This is a genomic window from Paenibacillus sp. BAC0078 (assembly GCF_054483875.1).
Genome location: NZ_JBTLRW010000020.1, coordinates 83,584 through 105,086 on the forward strand (window position 1 = coordinate 83,584; position 21,503 = coordinate 105,086).

The 21,503-nt window shown below is 47.3% G+C and carries 13 protein-coding genes; 11 read left to right on the plus strand and 2 right to left on the minus strand.

The window, feature by feature from the left end; translation table 11 throughout:
- Nucleotides 1–279 precede the first annotated feature (279 nt).
- The 7 genes from ACX1DY_RS26320 to ACX1DY_RS26350 all read left to right on the plus strand — a co-directional run bounded on the left by ACX1DY_RS26320 (nucleotide 280) and on the right by ACX1DY_RS26350 (nucleotide 13,282).
- A complete protein-coding gene (locus ACX1DY_RS26320; protein ID WP_458967142.1) occupies nucleotides 280–771 on the plus strand; it encodes an RNA polymerase sigma factor in 492 nt (163 codons plus the stop codon).
- The gene (locus ACX1DY_RS26325) at nucleotides 771–1,442 is read left to right on the plus strand and encodes a zf-HC2 domain-containing protein (RefSeq protein WP_458967143.1); all 672 of its coding nucleotides are present in this window, start codon (nucleotides 771–773) and stop codon (nucleotides 1,440–1,442) included. Before ACX1DY_RS26320 ends, ACX1DY_RS26325 begins: the two co-directional genes overlap by 1 nt.
- A gap of 692 nt (nucleotides 1,443–2,134) precedes the next feature.
- A complete protein-coding gene (locus ACX1DY_RS26330) occupies nucleotides 2,135–4,927 on the plus strand; it encodes an AAA domain-containing protein (RefSeq protein WP_458967144.1) in 2,793 nt (930 codons plus the stop codon).
- A gap of 160 nt (nucleotides 4,928–5,087) precedes the next feature.
- Complete coding sequence (locus ACX1DY_RS26335) at nucleotides 5,088–9,176, plus strand: S-layer homology domain-containing protein (protein ID WP_458967145.1); 4,089 nt, start codon at nucleotides 5,088–5,090, stop codon at nucleotides 9,174–9,176.
- Nucleotides 9,177–9,491: 315 nt separating this feature from the next.
- A complete protein-coding gene (locus ACX1DY_RS26340) occupies nucleotides 9,492–10,214 on the plus strand; it encodes a GntR family transcriptional regulator (protein ID WP_458967146.1) in 723 nt (240 codons plus the stop codon).
- Nucleotides 10,215–10,482: 268 nt separating this feature from the next.
- Entirely contained in the window at nucleotides 10,483–12,867 is a 2,385-nt protein-coding gene (locus tag ACX1DY_RS26345) for a phosphoketolase family protein (protein WP_458967147.1), read from the plus strand.
- 364 nt (nucleotides 12,868–13,231) lie between these two features.
- A complete protein-coding gene (locus ACX1DY_RS26350; protein WP_229521449.1) occupies nucleotides 13,232–13,282 on the plus strand; it encodes a hypothetical protein in 51 nt (16 codons plus the stop codon).
- A 284-nt stretch (nucleotides 13,283–13,566) separates the two neighbouring features.
- On the opposite strand, the gene ACX1DY_RS26355 is transcribed toward ACX1DY_RS26350, so the two are convergent.
- Nucleotides 13,567–14,406, minus strand: coding sequence for a TIGR03915 family putative DNA repair protein (locus ACX1DY_RS26355; RefSeq protein WP_458967148.1), 840 nt, complete (start codon nucleotides 14,404–14,406; stop codon nucleotides 13,567–13,569).
- Nucleotides 14,406–15,716 (minus strand): putative DNA modification/repair radical SAM protein, encoded by a 1,311-nt coding sequence (locus tag ACX1DY_RS26360; protein ID WP_458967159.1) that lies wholly within the window; start codon nucleotides 15,714–15,716, stop codon nucleotides 14,406–14,408. Before ACX1DY_RS26360 ends, ACX1DY_RS26355 begins: the two co-directional genes overlap by 1 nt.
- Before the next feature lie 181 nt (nucleotides 15,717–15,897).
- Here ACX1DY_RS26360 and ACX1DY_RS26365 point away from each other — a divergent pair, with 181 nt between their 5' ends.
- The 4 genes from ACX1DY_RS26365 (at nucleotide 15,898) to ACX1DY_RS26380 (ending at nucleotide 21,502) form a co-directional block, all read left to right on the plus strand.
- Nucleotides 15,898–16,083: a hypothetical protein gene (locus ACX1DY_RS26365; RefSeq protein WP_458967149.1), complete on the plus strand. Its 186-nt coding sequence runs from the start codon at nucleotides 15,898–15,900 to the stop codon at nucleotides 16,081–16,083.
- Between the two features lie 289 nt (nucleotides 16,084–16,372).
- Nucleotides 16,373–17,431: a LacI family DNA-binding transcriptional regulator gene (locus ACX1DY_RS26370; RefSeq protein WP_458967150.1), complete on the plus strand. Its 1,059-nt coding sequence runs from the start codon at nucleotides 16,373–16,375 to the stop codon at nucleotides 17,429–17,431.
- Nucleotides 17,432–17,506: 75 nt separating this feature from the next.
- The gene (locus ACX1DY_RS26375; RefSeq protein ID WP_458967151.1) at nucleotides 17,507–19,939 is read left to right on the plus strand and encodes a hypothetical protein; all 2,433 of its coding nucleotides are present in this window, start codon (nucleotides 17,507–17,509) and stop codon (nucleotides 19,937–19,939) included.
- Between the two features lie 141 nt (nucleotides 19,940–20,080).
- Nucleotides 20,081–21,502 carry an ABC transporter substrate-binding protein gene (locus tag ACX1DY_RS26380; RefSeq protein ID WP_458967152.1) on the plus strand — a complete coding sequence of 474 codons (1,422 nt, stop codon included), beginning with the start codon at nucleotides 20,081–20,083 and terminating at the stop codon, nucleotides 21,500–21,502.
- The last annotated feature ends 1 nt before the right edge of the window (nucleotide 21,503 follow it).

The window sequence follows — 21,503 nt, forward strand, 5'->3', positions numbered from 1 at the left end:
CTTATTATATACATCTTTTTTGCTATTAAACTAGCCCGAATTAATTAATTGCCCAGAAAAGGATATCAATTTAATGTTCGAATGGAGATGACGGCTGCGTTTATTTGTGGCTTCAAAACCGGGGCGGCGATGATGATAGAAATTTTAGTCGATGATTAAGAGTAGCGTTTGAAGAGAGTGCCATAAAAGGCGCTTTTTTTACTGTATAGGAATTTATTAATATGAATAATGTAACGTTTCTTTATTTAGCCAGTCTTATAGATGTAAGGTGGTGAATCTTTGGGGGGACTAGACGAGTTAAAGGAAGTTTACGATCACTATTTCCGTGATGTTTATGTATTTGTGCTGTCGTTAAGCCAGAATGAGCAGATTGCTGAGGAAATTACGCAGGAAACCTTCTTTAAGGCGCTGCAGCAAATTGAACAATTCAGGGGAGACAGTAAAATCAGCGTCTGGCTATGTCAGATTGCGAAGAATACCTACTTCACCTATATTAACAAGCGGCAGCGGTTCGTTTCGATCCATGAGCGTGAGGAGGCCGATGGAGATAATCTGGAGCAAAAACTTATCGACAAGACCGAGGCTCTGAATGTTCATAAGGTTCTGCACGCATTGGACGAGCCATATAAGGAAGTATTTATGCTCAGGGTATTTGGGGAGCTGTCATTTGATCATATCAGCCAGATTTTTGGCCGAACCGAAAGCTGGGCAAGGGTGACCTATCACCGGGCCAGGCTGAAACTACAGAATCTTTTACTGGAGGATGAATAATGACCCGAATTTCATGCGACGTCATTCAAGACTTGCTGCCGCTGTACTACGACGGTATATGCAGCACGGCCACTAAGGAACTGGTGGAGGAGCATCTCATGGAGTGTGAACACTGCCAATCTTCTCTGGACCAGATCAAATCAAACCTCAGCTTGCCCATTCAAGCTATGGAGCAGAATAAACTGGAGGGAAGCGGGCTGAAAAGGATTAAAAGGATATGGAATCGTGCCCAAGCGGCAGCGTTTGTGAAAGGGTTAATTGTGGCTGTTTCTGTATCCGGGATATTGGTGCTTGGTTATTTGGGCCTTTTCCGCTGGGACATAATCCCTGTTCCTACTGATCATTTAAAAGTCTCTAATATAAGAATTAGAGCAAATGGCGAAATCGCCTTTCGTTTTCAAATTAACGATGGTTACACCGTCAAACAGGTGAACTGGAATGCTCATGATGATGGAAGCTATTATATTACCCCCGTCCGTCCCCTCATCAAATCGAAGAAAATTGCAGTAGAAGATTGGGGGTTCCTCAACGGTGAGTTTTATATCAATCCTGAGGGCTTAAGGAAGACGAAACACGGAAAGGACGTGAGGATTACAGCCATTTATTACGGTCCTCTGGATAATCCGATTTTAATTTGGAAAAAAGGCACTGAACTGCCTGTGGGAAAGTAATGGTCAATCCGGAGTTAACCTCTCGACCCTATTCCAGTGGAGCATTAGATAAAAATTCTGAAGAAATAAAAAAATTAGGGGCCCCCGTTATCATATGCTCCCCATAAAGTAGACAGGTGAAATAATAAAAACCTGTTTCACTTGAAGGGAGTTCAGACTTAAGATGGGGTGTCTTTTTTCATATGAGGGGTTGTTCTTGGTTGCTATGCTTACAGCACCAAAGAAGATAGGTTCAAGGCTTGTGTCTATGTAATTACATGGATACAGGTCTTTTTCTGTTGATCTCTTAACTTAGAAGAAGTGGAGGGGACGTTGAAAGAGTGTCTTAAGGATGATTTTTTTTATTTTTTTGTTAGAAAATAGTATTGCTTTAAATATCAAACGTTCCTAAGCCTCAATCTTTTTCAGTATCAACCAAATCAATTATCTCCCGTATATCCTGGATATTTAAGGCTTCTGCAATTTTAACGATATGATTGAAGTTCTAGTCGATGATTAAGAGTAGTGGAAACCTAGATCTTTAAGGTTTCCGAAATAGCTTTCTTACATATGCATTCCCCTCAAGACACCAACCACGGTGTCTTTTTCGCTTATCTATTCGACCAACTCCACTCCTAATGCAGGAATATCCTTACAATCTACCGAATTCCCTACATATTAATTCCAAATACTCAAACGCAGAAGGAATAGCCATGGACGAAGAGAGATATCTGATTGTTGTTAAAAACAAAGACCGCACCTCGGAAATCACATCATATGAACAGTTGGGCGCAAATATACAGGTGACTTATCGCAGTTCTTCTAATCCCTACCATTACTATGCAAGTGATGTAATGATCCTCAACAACCCTGTTATTACAGTAATTACTAAAGAACAAGCGGTCTTCCATCGGGATAACCCTCTGAGCAATGTTAAGCGAGTGCTGGATTTTGGGCCTCGAATTCGTGTGTTTTTTAAGGATGGAACCAATCGGGTGTATGAAGCGGAGCATGTCCGAATCGAGAGCAGCGGAGTGAAGACCTCTGATGCGCTGAAGGTCATAGAGTATTGGCGTGCCATTTCCGGGCATATTGAGAGCGGAGAAGAGCAGCCGGAGATGGAGGCTTTTCTGAAGCGGGAGTTCGCCAAGCTCAGCTTTGTACACCCGGAGAGTGTACTGAGCCACTATGTGAATGGTTCCCCGGTAAATGCAGATATTTCTGTCGAATCCAAACCTATCTTTCCGTTCAAGTACAACCTGAGCCAGAAGACGGCCCTGGATCAAGCCTTGCGCAGTAAGATCAGTATCATTGAAGGGCCGCCGGGTACAGGTAAAACCCAAACCATTCTCAATATATTGGCTAATCTGGTTGTGATGCAGCAGAAGAAGGTGGCTGTGGTCTCAGGCAACAATGCGGCGGTGCAGAATGTACGCGACAAGCTGGAGGCGGAGGGTTATCCTTTTCTGGTCGCGGCGCTTGGGAATAAAGAGAATAAGGAAAGCTTCTTTGCGAACCTGCCTGTTGCCGAGGTCTCCGGCTGGGAAAGTGAGCTGTCTGAAACGGAGCTACTGTCTAAGGTACAGGAACTGGATGGACGTATTACCCGGCTGATGGAGCTGGACGTGGAGAAGGCACGCTTGAAGCAACAGCTATCGGCGTATGTGCTGGAGCAAAAGCATTTTGAAAACTATTATGCGAAACAGGATGTTGAGCCTTTGGAGAAGTTGTCTTACTATCGTGAGACGCCGGAGCGGATGCTGGAGTTCATGAAGGATAGCCACCTTGCGGTAAGGAAAGGCAAAGAAAATGGCCTCGTGTATAAGTTCAAGCTTTTTGTCAAACATGGGTTCACCGAGCTTAAGTACTTGAAGGAACAGGGGGCAGATGTGATTCTGAATGTTCAGCGGAAGTTCTATATTCTGCGGATTGCAGAGCTATCAGGCCGTATTGACGAGATTGAACAAGAGTTGCAGTCTGCGTCGTATCAGCCTCTACTGGAAGAGCACCAGCAGTGTTCGGCGCAGCTTTTTCGTCATAAGTTGTATGAGAAGTATCGTGATCTCCCCCGGGTGCAATGTAATGCAAAAGATTATAGGCAGAGCAAAAACTTCAATTCCTTCATCGATTATTATCCGATTGTACTGAGCACGACTCATTCTTTGCGCAACTGTGTCCCGGCCAATGTTCTGTTTGACTATGTCATTATTGACGAGTCTTCACAAGTGGATCTGGTGACAGGCGCACTTGCGCTATCCTGCTGTAAGCGGGCGATCATTGTTGGTGATACCAAGCAGCTGCCGCAAATTGTGAGTATGGAGATTGAGCAGGTGGTTGGAAATGCTGCATCAATTGGTATTGACGAAGCATATAGTTATTTTCAGCATAATCTGCTGTCGTCCATGCTTGCCCTATACGGTGATGATATTCCCAAGGTGATGCTTAAAGAGCATTACCGCTGTCATCCCAAAATCATTCAGTTCTGCAATCAGAAATATTATGACGGTGATCTAATCACTTTTACAGCTGAAGAAGACACGGATGTTCCACTGCTGATTTACAGGACTGCTCCGGGCAATCACCTGCGGGAAGTTACTCGGGGAGAAAAGAAAGGCAAGTTCAATCAGCGGGAGCTGGATGTCATTGAAGGGGAGATTCTTGCGGGCTGGGAGGAAGTGGCGGCTGGGCAATCAGATATTGGCTTCGTCACTCCTTACCGCAAGCAGGTGGAGAAGGCAGCAGGACAGTTCACCGACGATATCGAGAGCGACACGATACATAAATATCAAGGCCGGGAGAAGTCCATTATGATTATGTCTACAGTGCTGGATCAGACCCGCTCCGGCAAAATAGGCATGAAATTTGTGAATGATCCCTGCAAGGTTAATGTGGCAGTCTCCCGTGCTCAGAAGAAGTTCATTCTGGTAACGGATCATGCCTTATTTCGGAAATATGATAATGAAATTGGTGACCTCACGCGTTACATGGAGTACAGCACACTGGATAACAATGTGGTGGAGAGTGAAATTGTGTCCGTATTTGATTTGTTGTACAAGGAATATTCGGATAAGCTTCGTGTATTTAGAGAGAGGGTTAGGGGATTCAACATATCTAAATACAAATCGGAGAATATCATGCTGGCTTTACTTACGGAACTTTTGCAGAAACCGGCTTATAGCGGATTTACGCTGGGCAATCAGGTTCTTCTTAAGAACCTGTTTAAGAATTTAGATAGATTGGAAGACCAGGAACGGCGGTATATCAAGAATAATGCTTCTGTTGATTTTGTCATTTATCATAAGCTGGATCGGACAGCGGCGCTTGCCATTGAGGTGGACGGGTTTAAGTTTCATGAGGATAAACCGGAACAAATTAAGCGTGATCTGATGAAAAATGCTATTTTCACAAAATACGGATTAGTACTGAAAAGATTCAAAACCAACGAAAGCGCGGAGGAGCAGAAGATCAGGGAGCTGCTGGATGCTGTTATTATGCAATCAGGCTGATGCTTGATGTTTCTTATTCCAACAAATTCGATTCATTAATGAAGCTCATTTGAATAATAAGTCAAGAGGTCAATCATCCCAAATAAGTCGTAGAAAATATTGGAATCGTATAGTATTATTTGATTGGTAGAAATACGAGAAAATATAAGGGGAGCAGTTCATGAAAAAAGGGAAGATTATTCTAATGCTAGTGGTATCATTGCTATTATTATTTAATTCATTAGGGGGTGTAGTCCCGGCCGCCAATGCAGATTCATCAACGACGTCTCTAGAACTCTCTCTCCCGACTAATTTAACAGACTGGGTGTTGGATGAAGATGCGGGTTATATCTATGCAATCTCCAGTATGGATAGTAATCTTTATTTCATCCGGCTTAGTGATCTTAAAATCGAAAAAACGTTGAATGTAGGTTATAACCCGTCTTATCTGGCGCGAGATGGGCAGTCTCTGCAAATTGCACTTTCCGGAGCGTCAATGATCAAAACGGTTAACCTCTCAACCCAACAGATTTCGGATACAATTATTACAAATGGGGTACCTGACTCGGTAGCTGCTGCTTCCAATCATCTATTCTATGGGACTAGCGACGGGGTTTATACATATGACAAAGTTACTCAAACGAGCAGCTTATTATTCAGAAATTTTTTATATGATGGGGCTTTGGCGATTGATGAGCCATCCAATATACTTTACGCCGGTGGATTGTCTTCTAGTGCTGGAATAGCGGCTATAGATGCTGAAACCGGAGCAATACTCAGTCAGGATCCCTATGATAATATGGAAATTGGAGGGGCTTCAGTATCACTCAAACATATACTTATTGATGAAAAATCCGTATATTTTGGGGGGCATCAGTTTAATAAGCAGAATTTAACGGAAACCACAGGCACTTACTCAAGAAGTAGTAACGATTATTCCTATCTTGAATCGGTAATATTGGATATATCAGATGATTATGTTTTAACTACGGCAGGGGTATACGATAAAAATACTTATATGCAACTGGTTGAATTCCCTACTAAAAAACGGTTCGCCTTGCTCGATTCAAAAGGACATGCGTATGTTGCAGGTATTGAGAATTGGTTTGATGACGCCAAAAAAATCACTCGAATCGACCTTTCTGTACCTCAAAGGACAACTTCTGTCTTTACGACGGATTCTTATTCGGTCCGAAGCGATAAGACGATTACAGACTGGGCCACTACGGACAATTCTCATTATATCTATGCAATTGTGGCAGACACAAATGAGCTTGTTGTTATCCATAAGGACGATATGAGTGTAGTAAAGAAAATGTTCATTGGATCTAGCCCAAGTAGAATCAAAATCTTCAATAATAAGGCTTATATCATTTTTAAGGGTGAAAACCGCATCAATATTCTGGATTTGCAAGACGGTATTCCATCAGAAGCGGGATCTACCAGAATTACCACGAAGAACTATCCGCTTGATGTCTTTCCTGATAATAATAATCGGATTTTGTATAATGGCGGGTTATATGGTGCAGGTATCAGTGTGACATCAGCTGTCTACACCACTGTTGCAGACGCAGTTTACAATGAAAAAGAATCGGGAATCAGTCATTCTAACAGCTACGTGTTAGATCCGGATCAAGAGATTCTCTATGGCGGAGATAGCTTCTCCCTCTATAGATATAACAGCCAAAACTTCAATCTAATTGAAAAAAATGATATAGAAATTGGCTATTATGATCCAAAAATCGTTCTTGATAACAACAATCTGTACTATGGGAGCCGCAGGTACGAAGCGAATCAAATATCCAATCTATACGGGACTTATCCGCAAAATATTATTTACTCACGTGGCAATCTCGTGTTCGGTAATGGTGCCGTATATGACAGAGAGAGTTTTACAAAAAGCTATGATTTGTTAATGTATACCCAACATGCATATGTAGATCCAGATAATTCTATTTTTATATCATCTGATAATCGGTTATATAAATTTCATAGCTTTGAAGAGATGCAGAGCATTATGAATGAGGCGCGCCAACCTTCTAATGCCGTTTTCGTGGATGAAGATATGACCTCCGGCACAATCGACGGGTATTTGTCCTTTGAACCACCAGCCGATCAGGAGGGGATTAAGGGTTATGCTGCTTATTTTCTTGATCAGAATGGAAATAAACTTAAGCGAGCGGGGATCTTCCAGAGACTAGATCTATCAACGGGTTCACTCTTCGTTTATGAAATATCACAATCGCTTCTACCTGAAGGGACAGTAAGCATTGGGGTGTATCCCGTTGTTCGTAATGATATTTATAGTAGTGAGAGACCGCTTGATGTTCATACCACGGCTCCAATTTATGATGCGCCGAATTATCTTCCTGTTGACTTATCGGTGACAGATATGAATCCAGATGTCAGCACATTTTCGGGTACAGTGACATGGAAAGCTGGAATAGCTGAACTGCCAGGTACCCGCTATACATTGTATTTTATTGATGAAAAAGGTTCGTTTGGAGATGCGATCGCTGTTATGAATGGTGGTCAAAAGAGTTATACCCTTACTATTTCCGATAAGGTTGTGCCTAAGGAAGCTCTGGGATTGGGTATATTCATGGAAAATGATGATTTCAAATCTCCACTCTATAGCAGAGCAGTATTTGAAGATAAAGTAACTCCAGATATCCCGGCATCGTCCATTATTATACACAAATACCAACTGGATGCGGATAACGTTGTCGTGAATGATCTGGTGGCCGGAGACATTATTCGTGTTTACAATGAGCGGCTAACGCGTTTAATGGGTTACGGGATCGTTGAGCCGAATAAGGCTACAATTACGATTACTATTAATAACATTGGAAATCCGGGGGATAAACTCCGTATAACCCGGCAAACAGCCAATAGAATTGAAAGTATGGGGACTTTAGTCGTTGTACCTTCTGTTACCGATGGTAGTAACGGAGGAACTGGTGGCGGAGCAGGAACCGGTGGCGGCGGAGGAACTGGTAGTGGCGGAGGAACCAGTGGCGGTGGAGGAACCGTCGGTGCTGTCTCTACTGATAATGCTAATATAGTGACCACGATCAAAGAAAACACAGATGGAACCCATTCGTCTTTGACAGATGTAGGAACTGAATTTATTTCAAAGACAATAAACAATCCTGAATTCAAGAAAAATCCAGTAATTATAATCAAGGCTGATGAAAAAACAGCAACTCAAAGTAGTTTATTCCAAATAGACTTAAATTCTATAACAAGTATTAATAATAATTCGAAAGACGCAGTACTTATTCTGGAATCAACATCAGGTAAGCTTCAGCTTCCTGTGAATTCCTTGTTCTTGGCTGTTTCCGGGTACAGCGGTTCGGAGCAGAAAATCATCATTACGATTGCCCAAGCAGCAAACGACTACACGGCTAAACTAACTACTCAATTGAGTAGCTCTACCAGTGTCCCATTGGGAGGTCCTGTGGAGTATGAGGTTAAGCTGACTGGAAGCGGCCAGGATCACATTCTTACCAATTTCACTGATTATGTCGGTCATGTGCTGAATTTCAATGTAACTCAAGATGCAAACACCGTCTATACTGGCTTAACCTATGATCCGGTCACAAAGACCTACGTCCCGGTTCCGACCACATGGGAATGGAAGGATGGAATTCTGCAGGTGACCATGAAGCGTAAGGGGAATTCTGTATATACCGTTGTTCAGAGTCATGTCCAGTTTAATGATTTGAACAACAGCAATCCGTATAGAGAGAGTATCTTGGCCTTAGCGAACCGAAGTGTAATTAATGGCTATGCTGACGGAAGCTTCAAGGCGGAATCAGTTGTAACACGTGCTGAGTTTGCCGCCATGCTCAATCGTGCTTTAGGTATTTTACCGAAACTGCAGGCTTCTAAAAACTTTAAGGATGTTAAGATTGGAGCGTGGTATGCACAGCAGGTAAATGCAGCGGTTGACGTTGGTCTGATTAACGGCTTTTCGGATGGTACTTTCCGTCCGGATCAAGAAATTACGCATCAAGAGATGGTTGTTATGCTGGTTAACGCTCTAAAATATGCCGAAACGGACACGGCTGTAAATAAAACCTCTTCGACAGTGTTCCCCGATAAATTGCCGGATTGGGCAAAACCTTATTATGTTATTGCTTTGGAGAATGAAATCTTACCGTCGAACAGTCCATTCCTATTCCAGACGGGTAAGAAAACGCAACGTCAAGAAAGTGCATTGCTATTGTACCAATTGATGAAGGTATTGAAGCTTACAAATGTTTAGCAAGATGACGGCGAATTGTGGCCTGCCCATTCACACCCGGCTCCATATATAGTAGCTGCGAAGACACCTTTCGGGGTGTCTTTTTGATGAATACAGGTCCACGAAAACAATAAAATAGAAATTTTAATTCTCTGTAGACTTAAACCACGATTTAAGTCGTATGCTAATCCTGTAAATAATTTCCTACACGGAAGGCTCAGGTCATTCAGCTTAATATTTATTAAGCGGCAGTGGAGAATCTTTGTGTTATCCCTCCCACGAATATGATATATTTAAAGTTGAAACTCAATGGCCGACCTGATAAAGGAGTACCCCATGACACAGTTTGTCTATAAGCAAATTATTGATGACCTCAAAATGAAGATTTTTGCGGGGCAGTTCGCGGATATGAGATTGCCGGATGAGCGCAGTCTTAGTGAAACTTATGAAGTTAGCCGCAGCACGATCAAGCGGGCGCTGACCAAGATGGAGAACTACGGAATTATCTTCAAGAAACGCGGTTCGGGAACCTTCATTAACCCGTTATACATAAAGAATGAATCCATCTTCAACTACGAGGGCTCCAATCTGGGGGTTACCGACAATTTCCAGATGGATGGCAAAAAGCCCAAGGTCAAAGTGCTGAATTTCGAGGTCATCCGGCCTACGGAAGAGCTGCAGCGGGATTTGTTCTTGCAGCCCCATGACTTTGTATACAAAATCGTGCGCCTGCGCTTGTTCGATGATGAGCCCTTTATGATTGAGACCGGCTATATTCCGATTAAAATCGTGCAAAATCTGGACCAGACGATTATCGAAGGTTCGATCTTTCATTATTTGGAGGAGTCGCGTAATCTGGCGGTCACCAAGTCCTTTTTATCTATTTTTGCCGAGCCTTCGGGGGCCAATGATCAGGAGCTGCTCCATCTGCAGGAGAATGAGCCTGTTGGCATAATGGAAGGGATTTTCTTTTTGGATAATGGTACGCCTTTCGAATTCTCGCATATGCGGTTCCACTACAAGTATCTCAAATTTAATACATTTGTTTCTGTGCATTGATGATCTAACGATAAGGCCGGGGATTTTTCCCCGGTCTTTTTTTGTTTTTGCTAACCCTGAAATTTCATAGCATATATTTACATTTTTCCAAAAAAGAAAGCTTTTTTACAGAGGATATGCAACGATTTTCATACTATGTTCAAAATTTCACAAAATTGGACCGTATCAATTGTTAAAAAGATTGAATTTCGCGAATGCAGAGGTATGATGTACTTGTAGAATTAGTTAGGTTCAGAAATCGAAGAAAATGATCAGGGAGTGGATTGAAATGGGATTGTCAACTGCACCGGTGGATTACTCATCCAAAACGTATTTAGAAAAGCTGGACGCATACTGGCGCGCAACGAACTACATCTCCGTGGGACAGCTCTACTTGAAGGATAACCCGTTGTTACGCGAACCTTTGAAGGATGCAGATGTAAAAGTAAAACCGATTGGACACTGGGGTACAATTCCCGGCCAGAACTTTATTTATGCGCATCTGAATCGCGTAATTACCAAATATGATTTGAATATGTTCTATATTGAAGGTCCAGGCCACGGCGGTCAGGTTATGGTATCGAACTCGTATCTTGACGGAAGCTACACTGAGATTTACCCGGAAATTACTCAGGATATCCCTGGTCTGAAAAAATTGTTCAAGCAATTCTCCTTCCCCGGCGGCGTAGCGTCCCATGCTGCTCCTGAAACTCCAGGATCTATCCATGAAGGTGGAGAACTTGGTTACTCCCTGTCACACAGCGTTGGCGCGATTCTGGATAATCCGGATCTGATCTCGGCAGTTGTGGTGGGTGATGGTGAAGCTGAAACCGGACCGCTGGCTGCTTCCTGGTTCTCTAACCGGTTCATCAATCCAATTACGGATGGTGCGGTATTGCCGATTCTGCATTTGAACGGCTTCAAGATCAGCAACCCAACAATCCTGTCCCGTAAGTCAAGAGAAGAGTTAACCGCGTATTTTACAGGTATGGGCTGGGAACCGTTCTTTGTTGAAGGCGAAGACCCTGATTTCATGCACCCGGAAATGGCGAAGGCTCTGGATGTTATCATCGAGAAGATTACAGCAATTCAAAAGAATGCGCGTGAGAACAATGATGCTACCCGTCCATTATGGCCAATGCTTGTTTTCCGTTCTCCTAAAGGCTGGACCGGTCCTAAAGAATGGGATAAAGTGCCGAACGAAGGCTCCTTCCGTGCTCACCAGGTTCCGATTCCAGTAGATCAGAAAAATATGAAGAACGCACCAGCATTGCTTGAATGGCTGAACAGCTACAAACCTGAGGAATTGTTCGATGCGAACGGCCGTTTGAACGCTGATCTGGCTGAAATCCTGCCTTCAGGCGACAGACGTATGGGCATGAATCCTGTGACCAACGCCGGCAACCTGATTAAAGACCTGCACAAACCGAATTTCCGCAACTATGTGCTGGATAACTCTGTTCCTGGTCAAGTGATTGCACAAGATATGGCTGTACTGGGCAAATACCTGAAAGAGGTTGTAACGCTCAATGAAGACAACCGGAACTTCAGAATTTTTGGACCGGATGAAACAATGTCGAACCGCCTGGGTCCTGTGTTTGAAGTGACCAAACGCCAATGGATGGATGAAATCAAGGAACCACACGATGAATTCCTCGCTCCTTATGGCCGGGTTATTGATTCGCAGTTATCCGAGCATCAAGCGGAAGGCTTCCTGGAAGGTTACGTATTAACAGGCCGTCATGGTTTCTTTGCAAGCTATGAAGCATTCCTGCGTGTGGTAGACTCGATGATCACTCAGCACTTCAAATGGCTGCGCAAAGCGACAGATCAAAGCTGGCGTGCAGATATCCCGTCCTTGAACGTTATTGCAACATCAACAGTGTTCCAGCAGGACCATAATGGCTACACTCACCAAGATCCAGGCTTGCTCGGTCACTTGGCTGATAAGAAGCCGGAATTTATCCGTGAATACCTGCCGGCTGATGCTAACTCCCTGCTTGCTGTTTTTGATAAAATCCTGAATGACCGTCAAAAGATCAACCTGATTGTGTCGTCCAAACATCCGCGTCCGCAATGGTTCTCGGCTGATGAAGCGCAAGAGCTGGTGGATAAAGGTCTGAAGATTATTGACTGGGCAAGCACCGATAAGGGTGGAGAGCCTGATGTAGTTATTGCTTCGTCCGGTACGGAGCCTACTATGGAGAGCTTGGCTGCCATCTCTATTCTTCATGAAAAATTGCCTAACCTGAAGATCCGTTACATCAACGTGGTTGATCTCTTGAAGCTGAGAAGCCAGAAGCTGGACCCTCGCGGATTGTCTGACGAAGAGTTTGATCAATTTTTCACAAAAGATAAACCAGTTATTTTCGCATTCCATGGCTATGAGGGTCTGATCAAAGACCTGTTCTTTGACCGCCATAATCACAATCTGCATGTGCATGGCTACCGTGAGAACGGCGATATCACCACACCATTTGATATGCGTGTACTGAATCAGATGGACCGTTTCGACCTGACGAAGGAAGTCGTACTGAGCCTGCCGGATGCCGACAAGCATAAGGCAATCGCGGATGAAATGGATGCTATGGTGAAGAAACACAATCACTACATCCGTGAAGAAGGTATTGATTTGCCAGAGGTTGAGAACTGGGTATGGAAGGCTTTGAAATAGAGCGTAAGCTACTACTGATCTCTTAATTAAATATTTTCCTCCCTAGGGGGTGTCCTGAACGTCATGAAAAATGGCTGCTGGGGCACTCCCTTTTTTTGTGCAATAAATAGGATAGCATCATCATATATTCGGGATTTCTTTGATGGATGATTGGGAGGTTCATGTTATGGGGCTAACGAGGCTGGAAGAATAGGCAGTTTCTGTTTTTTTATGGATCAAGAAGACAACTTTTCGTAATCTATCCAAGAGCGAGCTATCATGATATAATCGCAGAAGCAATAGAAGGCTTAAAAGGGCGGTCGGCTAATCTCCCGGAAGGGAGGTGAGGCCAATGGAGGTTTATCAAGCGTTGTCTTTAATGTTCATGTTCGGCATGTTCATTATTGCTCTGCTGAATTACCTCAAAAAGAAATAGACCGCCCTGGTGAAAGGAGACGGTCTATTTCTGCCTAAACCTATTACCATGCCGCCGCCCTTAAAAGCGGCTGTTGCAAACGGAGAGTCGTGTTGGTCGCACGGCTCTCTTTGCATTGTACGTTTATTCTGCCTTTACTATACCACAACCAAATATTAATTACATGCAATTATTATGTCGAATGGAGTTGTACTCATTATTCTGAAAAAGGTACCTCTTTTTAGGACCGCTGGAAATGCCGGAAACTTCAATGATTACATGTCCATGAGGGGGCATATCACTTTTCAGTTTAGATTTGCTTTGGATTTTACCCTATTTTCTAGTTGGAATGCGCTATTTTCAAGCTTAACATTTCTGCCCGCAACGCTTGCACCTCCGCCGTTCATTTCCGGCAGGTGCTTCCAGTATCGTTTGGGCATCAGCGATGAGCGCAGACGGTCGTTGCGGCGCTCCTTAATCCCTATGGCGTCGTAGAATCCGTTCCACAGGTGGCGATAATGCTCTTCTGCAGCATCAGGCTCCGGGGGCACCCATTCATCAAGGGGGATGATAGCTTGTTGTCCGGGCTGGTGGATCAGCGCCATCCGGTGGGTTTTGTCGTAAATCATGAAGCTTTCGCCCTGGAACCGGTCACAGAAATGCTCCTGAATGACGGGAAGCACGAAGCTGCGGGGCTCGATGACCGCCGCCATGACCGGACCGTAAACGGAGAACCGGACAAACCCCAGATATAGGTGGGCCTCCCGCTGAAGCTGCTGAACCGCCTTGAGCAAGGCGTCAACCGTATCATTGGCAAGCATGTTCATTACCTCGCGGCCGTGCGTGAAGCCGAGATACAAGAAGTTCAACAGCAGCAGCTCCTTGTCCGGCACACATGTCCAGAATCCCAGGCGGACCAGCTCCTCTGCTTCGGGAGAGATACGCAGCGGTATGGAACGCAGTACCCGGTCTGCCTTGCTGATGTCGGTATCAATCCATTTTGATTCCAGAAGCAGCGCTTGCCCTTCCCCATCAGAATGAATGGCAAGCGGGGCTTCCTTCCATGTATAACTCTCGAACACGCAGCACAGCAATCCTTCGAAGCTGCCGTCATAGGTATATGCCAGTGGGGATGTTGCAAACATCAGGCCTGCCCTCCGTTCATCAAGGAGGCTGCTTCTGCTGCCGGCAGAGCTGCCAGATAAGCATCATCGAACAGGGAGAGCTGTTCGTACTGCGGCTGCTGAAATTGTGCAAGCTCCTGCCCGGACATGAGTGACCGAAGCAGGGTATGCTCGCCTACTTTGAGGCCTTCGAGTGTCTTTCCCTTGCAGGTGATAAAGAACTGGGCGCGTTTGAGCACGACGCCGAGCTTCTTCAATGCGTGAAAGTCCAGCGCTCCGGCACGGCGCGCCTTCACAATCCGCTGGGCGCTTCTTACGCCGATGCCCGGCACACGCAGCAGCATTTCATACGGCGCACGGTTGATCTCAACCGGGAACTGCTCCCGGTGGTTAATGGCCCAGCTGCATTTCGGATCGAGCAGCGGGTTGAAGTTGGGAGCTGCTTCATCCAGCAATTCGCTGGCCCGAAAGCCGTAGAAGCGCAGCAGCCAGTCAGCCTGATACAGCCGGTGCTCCCGCAGCAGCGGCGGTTTGGTATCTAGGGAAGGCAGCAGCGAATGCTCTACCACGGGGGTATAGGCTGAGAAGAAAATGCGCTTCAAGCCGTACTTTCGGTATAAGCCTTCCGTGAGGTTCATAATCTGGTAATCGGTGTCGGGCGTTGCGCCCACGATCATCTGCGTGCTCTGTCCGGCAGGGGCGAAACGGGGAGCGTGGTTGTATTTGACCAGATCGGAGGAATTCTCGGTGATCTTGTTCTTGATCAGGGCCATCGGCTTCAGGATGGAATCCTTGCTCTTATCAGGAGCAAGCAGGCCAAGACTTTCTCTTGAGGGCAGCTCGATGTTGACGCTCATCCGGTCCGCGAGCAGTCCGAGCCTGGACAGCAGTACATCGTCTGCTCCGGGAATGGCTTTTACATGGATATAACCTCCGAAGTGATAGACATTCCGCAGCAGTTCCAAAGCGGCAATCAACTGCTCGGTTGTATAATCGGGGTTGCGCATAATACCGGAGCTGAGAAACAGGCCTTCTATGTAATTACGACGGTAGAATTGCATGGTCAGGTCCGCGATCTCCTCCGGTGTAAATGCGGCCCGGCGTGTGGGGTTCGATTTGCGGTTGATGCAGTAAGCGCAGTCATAGATGCAGCCGTTGGTCATAAGCACCTTCAGCAGCGAGATGCAGCGGCCGTCCGCCGCGAAGCTGTGGCAGATGCCCATACTGACCGCATTGCCCATGCCTCCGGGCTGGCTCTTGCGGCTGGAACCGCTTGAGGTGCAAGCTACATCATATTTGGCCGAAGCGGTCAAAATTTCAAGTTTCTCCATAACATCCACGGTCAACTCCTCCTCATAGGGAAAAGTATATACCGAACGTGTGTTCTTGTCAAAATGGGATGGGGCAGCTAAAATATATGCGCATTCCTACTTGTGCTATAATAGCAACTGATAGCTGGTTAATTGTGAGAGCTTTGGTTTTATTGATAAATAGGCCGGGAGTGTTGCAGAGATGAGATATAATATTTGGCGTCCATTAATGTTGATTTTGGTCGCGCTGGTTACAAGAACATTAGTGAACAGTGTATGCCTCATGTTTGGCATGTCGCCTGATTCAGCAAGCAGCGTCGCCATGATTGGGATGATTATTGCCGCGCTTGTGATGTATAACCGGATGATGAAGCCGCGCCGTAAATAAACGTAAGAGTGGACCGGACAGAGAGAACTGCCAAGCACAGGGAGGAATTCCAATTAATCCTGAGAATCATCCTTTTCAGCGGGATTGGCGGGCGTTTTTCCCTGTACTCTTAAAGGCTGATCTACACTGTCCGTGGATTGGCGGCATTTTTTTCTGAGAAAATAGCAATATAGCGATGTAAGAGCTTGCAGAATGATATTTTATGTGGTAAGTTTTAGGTGTCACTTATTAATCTAAACGTTTAAACGACTAATGGACTATGGTTCGGATGCTTAGACAGGAGAAGCCCATGAGGAAAACCAGCATTAAAGACATAGCTCTCAAGGCCAATGTTTCAATTGCTACCGTCTCCTATGTGCTTAACGGCACCCGTAATGTCCGTCCCGAAACGCACAAGCGGGTGACAGAAGCCATAGAAGAACTGAACTACAAACCGAATGATATTGCCAAGAGTCTCAAGCGCAACCGCACGAATACGATCGGCGTAATCGCAGAAGATGTGACCGTGTTCAATGCACCTGAAATTATCGACGGCATCAATGACTTCGGGGACCGGAACGACCAGCATATATTGCTTGTCAACCTTCGCCTGGATAAGCGGATTGGCCGCAACTTCAGCGATACGGATGCCTACCGCAAATATGCCGCCAATGCCGTGTCCGAGCTGCTCAGCAAACAAGTGGATGGAATCATTTATATCGGTGTACATACCCGTGATTTGACAGGCCTTATTGATGTCGAAGGCAAACCCATTGTATATACCTACGGTTATACACAGGACGATATATCTATCCAATATAATGATGAGCAGGCTTCCTATGAAGCAATGTCGTACCTGGTCCGTAAAGGGCACAGCCGAATCGGGATTATCAGCGGTCTGATGGATTCCATTCCATCCAGACAACGGCTGAAGGGCTACTACAGAGCGGTTACCGATTTTGAGCTGCCCTTTGATCCTATGCTGATCAAGATGGGGGATTGGGAGCGGGAATCCGGATATCGCCTGACAGGCGAGCTGCTTGCGCTGCCGGAGCCTCCAACGGCTATTCTGTCGATGAACGATGTAATGGTTGTCGGTGTATTGCAGGCGGCGGATGAGCGCGGTGTCAGCATCCCGGATGATCTGTCGGTAATCGGGTTTGATAACCGGGAATTCAGCGATTATCTGCGCCCGCGCATCACAACGATGGGATTGCCGCTGCACGAGATGGGATATCAGGCCATTGAAACGCTCTACCATTTAATTAACGGGAACAAGGTGCAGACGCTCGTTATGCCGGAATGCCGCTTGATTGAGCGCGATTCGGTAAGAGCATTGCACAGCGATGTGGAACAGAAACAGGAGTGATGTTCCACATCATTTATTTTCCTATCAATTTAAACGTTTAAATTTAGTGACAGGATGTGAAAGAGGTGATGGCTGATGACTATACTGAGCAATGAGAGATACAGAATTGAACTAAGCGGACGGGGAGCGATGGAGGCTCTCGTCATGCGGGACGATCCCTATGAGATGAACTGGGTGATAGATCCGGGTTATTTGCAGCAGGCCGGATATACAGATGATGAAGATAAGCTGTTCGGGGAATGGACGATGCGGCTGAACGGGGACACCTTGCGCAGTGTTGACCTCACGCCGAAAATTATACAAGAGGGCCCCTGCCACGTAACTGTAGAATTTAATGTCTCCCCGGTTGTGCTCACGGTAGTGTATACTTTGAAAGGTGAGCAACTGCGGTGGGCGGTCAAATTGTTGAATAATTCGGATAAGCCTGCCCGCATCAACGGGCTGCATATCTGGTTTTCACTGGCTTATGTAATGTACCGTGACGAGAATGTGCTGCGCAATATGCGCGAATCCTGCGCGGTGTTCACGCATCTTGGCGGAGATTTCGCCAAATTCGCCGCCGTCCGGCGCAGTAATGAAGGGCCGCATCTGGGCGTATACGGTATGGAAGGTGAAACGGTAACGACAGGCTCCTATTGCCGTTATAGCAACCGCTTTCTTGAGCAGGTTTCGCCTTCGCTGGACGGCCTGCTCTACCATCGGCTGTCGCTTGTCGAGGACGGGGCTTCAATGAGCGAATCAGCCGCCGCCGATTGGATTTATGGTAGCGCTTACCAGACATTGAAGCTTGCGCCAGAACAGACGAAAGTGTGGGAATATGTCTTTCTTCCGTTCCGGGATATGGACGATTTCTACCACCGGGGCGAAGCACTCGGGCATCCGCGCTGGAGCTATACGCCCGTGCTGCCTAAGGGCGGGGTCTTCCAGGCTTCACTCAACCTGCCGGATGGCCAGGCACTGCGCGAGCTGCGCTTGTATACTGCGCCGGGAGGCTCGGACACGATCCGCGAGGAGGATGTTACGGCGCAGGCGCTGCCGCTGAGCGGGGCCGGGCAGAATGGCGGAGGCAGCGGGTACACGCTGTCCCTTCACCGGAGCGAGCCGGGCGAGCACAAGCTGGAGCTGGTGCTTGCGGATGGACGCCGCGATGTGCTGGTCTGGAACGTGCTGGAGCCGGTCGGCACCCTGCTCAAGAAGCGGGCGGAGTGGCTGGCCGCGAACAGCTATGAGGGTGCAGGGGCAGCGGAACGGCCCCACGCGTTCCGGCCGTTGTCCAACCAGGGGGAATCGCTAGGGAAGCTGGCGTTTCTGCTGATGAACAACAGCATGACCACCCCTGTGCCGGAGCAGGTGGCCAAGGCTGAGGCGGCCGCGGTGCTGGATATGAAGCTCCATTGGTTCGCAGACGGTGATTTTTCCCGGCCGCGCCCGTTATACGGAGACTTCTACCGCATCTACGACTTCGATTACATCGGCCATGTCTTCTACCTGCTGTCGCGGATGGATGGTGGGCTGCTGAAGCTGAATCCGCCCCGGGTATACCTGCAGTGGGCTGCCGAAGTCATGTGCATGCGGCTGGACCCGGATTGCCATCCCGGCCAGCGCGAGAAGGACGAGTCAAGCCTGAACGGCGTATTTATTCTCTACATTCAGGAGCTGCTGAAGGATCTGGAGACTGCGGGATTGTCCAAATGGCACGGGCGGCTGTTGAAGCTGTGGGAGCGGTTTGGCCGCAGTATGGAGATTGGCGTGCAGCAATACAGCGGGGCGATTACGGAGCATTTCTACGATAACGCCGGCTTCGGCCCGACCTGTGAAACCCTGTGCCATCTTGGCATTACCGGCGAAGCTTCGCGTTACGGCCAGCTTATTCTGGCCAACATCGGATTCAGCAATGATTACCGGCTGCAAAATCCGGACCGCTGGTGGGAAGCGTTGTCTCCCATGATCCATTCCTTATGGGGCGGACTTGTGGCCGCGTCGGCGCTGGTTGCTTATGAGCATTTGGGCGACCCTGAATATCTGGAAGCGGCTTACCGCTCCACGATGGCGGTGTTCAACTGCTATGACTGGAACGTGCGCTCCACGCCGCGCCGCCTTGCGCCGGGAGAAGCGGCTTCGACCTACAGCGTAGCCGCACCGAATCTGAATATGCCGGAGCTGTCGCGGAACCGGTTCGGACAATCGGTGTTCGTAGGCGCAAGCGATCCGCTGTTCACCTCGCTGTTCTCCGGTGTATCCGGGGATGATTGGGATATGGGCGAGGAATTGGTCGCCTATCTGCTTGGCTTCGGGACAACGGCTTACCTGTACCGGGACAGCAGCGGTCAATTGCGTTGTGTCAACGGGTTCATTACCGAAGAGGAGAACGGCTGGGTTGTGACGAGCTATGCGGCATATCCGTCAAGAGTTCTGCTGCTTGAAGACAAGCTGGAATTCCGCGCTCCCCAAGGAACACTGCAGCCCAGGGTCCGGCTTCGGGACGGACGGTTCAGCGCCTGCCCGTAAATGGATTTTCGCTGCTTGAATCCCGCTGCTGCTATGCACCGGGGGAACATCCGGTTATGCAAATTTATGTTGCTTTTAAGTTAAACGATTAAACTCGTTTGACTTGAAATAAATAGCTTTGACATAAGGGAGGAAACAAACATGAAGTTAGGCAAACGTAATCTGGTTCTGTCTCTTGCACTAACGATGGCGCTCTCCGCGCTGGCGGGCTGTTCGGGCAATTCGAACAACTCGGGCAATGCCAAAAATGCGGCAACAGAAGCGCCGAAGGCATCGGAAGCGGCGGCGGACAACAAGGATGCGTCCGGGAAGGATATTACCCTGGAACTGCTGTATTGGGGGGATGATGTGCAGAAGAAGCTGGTCGAAGCAGCCGCAGAGAAATATACGGCCGATACCGGAGTCAAAATCAATGCGCAGGTGCTGCCGGCGGACGGTACCTTCGACACCTTTATCCAGACCCGGCTGCAATCCGGTGAGCTGCCGGACATCAGCTACATGGGTGAAGGCGACATTCAAAAGTACAATGAAATGGGGATTCTCGCGGATATCTCCGATCTGCTGAAAGACGGAAGCATACCCGAGAAGCTCCCGGCGATTACCATCCATTCTCCCGAACAAAAGGTAATCGGTGTGGGTCTCTCCAACCAAATGGAGCTGCTGTTCTACAGCAAAGCGAAATTTGACGAAGCCGGTATCCCTTATCCTCCCTCAAAAGTCGAAGACGCCTGGGATTGGGATACTTTTGTAGCCAACGCCAAGAAACTGACTAAGGATTCGAAGGGCAAGACGGCTGCCGATGCCGGGTTCGATGCTTCGCTGACCGAGAATTATGGCCTTGGCTTCACTGCCGGCCGTGAATTCCATCATTTCTGGGCAGCCAATGCGAACGGCGGCGGTATTGTATCACCGGACGGCAAGGAGTTCCAATGGGATTCACCTAAGAGCGCAGAGGGTATTCAAAAGCTGGCCGATCTGGTCAACAAGGATAAGGTAGCTTCCCCATTCACCTACACCTGGAGCACAGGAATCGGCTCCGCTGTGGATGCACTCAGCGGCGGATATGCAATGGCGATCAGCGGCTCCTGGGATTTGGCTAACATCAAAGGCAATGAGGACATCGGGGTTGGTGTGCTGCCGAAAATGGAGAAAGCAGTAACAATGAACGCTGGCGCTCCGCTGGTAGTGTACAACACCTCCAAACATATCGAAGAGGCCAAGAAATTCTACGCCTACATGGTTAACCCTGAGAACAGCCTGGAGCTGCTGAAGAGCGGTGCATGGCTGCCGAATCAGGCAGACTGGTATACCGACCCCGCTCTGGTAGACAAGTGGACCGCCGATCTGCCGGAAAGCGCCAAAGAAACGATTCTCAGCTACTCCACTACCAAGGATGCTATCGTGCAATGGCCTGCGTATTATGTTCCGGCTTACCTGAAGATGAATACGGAGTATGAGAAATCCATCGACCAGGCGTTGTCCGGCAAGAAGAGCGTCAAGGAAATTTACGATTCGATCATGCCTACGATCAAGAAGCTGTGGGAAAGCGGCAAGGTGTCCTAGA

Coding starts and splice junctions, on each gene's coding strand:
- ACX1DY_RS26330 (WP_458967144.1), top strand. CDS start 2,135: ATGGACGAAGAGAGATATCTGATTGTTGTTAAAAACAAAGACCGCACC.
- ACX1DY_RS26325 (WP_458967143.1), top strand. CDS start 771: ATGACCCGAATTTCATGCGACGTCATTCAAGACTTGCTGCCGCTGTAC.
- ACX1DY_RS26365 (WP_458967149.1), top strand. CDS start 15,898: ATGAGATATAATATTTGGCGTCCATTAATGTTGATTTTGGTCGCGCTG.
- ACX1DY_RS26355 (WP_458967148.1), bottom strand. CDS start 14,406: ATGTTTGCAACATCCCCACTGGCATATACCTATGACGGCAGCTTCGAA.
- ACX1DY_RS26340 (WP_458967146.1), top strand. CDS start 9,492: ATGACACAGTTTGTCTATAAGCAAATTATTGATGACCTCAAAATGAAG.
- ACX1DY_RS26345 (WP_458967147.1), top strand. CDS start 10,483: ATGGGATTGTCAACTGCACCGGTGGATTACTCATCCAAAACGTATTTA.
- ACX1DY_RS26380 (WP_458967152.1), top strand. CDS start 20,081: ATGAAGTTAGGCAAACGTAATCTGGTTCTGTCTCTTGCACTAACGATG.
- ACX1DY_RS26370 (WP_458967150.1), top strand. CDS start 16,373: ATGAGGAAAACCAGCATTAAAGACATAGCTCTCAAGGCCAATGTTTCA.
- ACX1DY_RS26360 (WP_458967159.1), bottom strand. CDS start 15,716: ATGGAGAAACTTGAAATTTTGACCGCTTCGGCCAAATATGATGTAGCT.
- ACX1DY_RS26335 (WP_458967145.1), top strand. CDS start 5,088: ATGAAAAAAGGGAAGATTATTCTAATGCTAGTGGTATCATTGCTATTA.
- ACX1DY_RS26375 (WP_458967151.1), top strand. CDS start 17,507: ATGACTATACTGAGCAATGAGAGATACAGAATTGAACTAAGCGGACGG.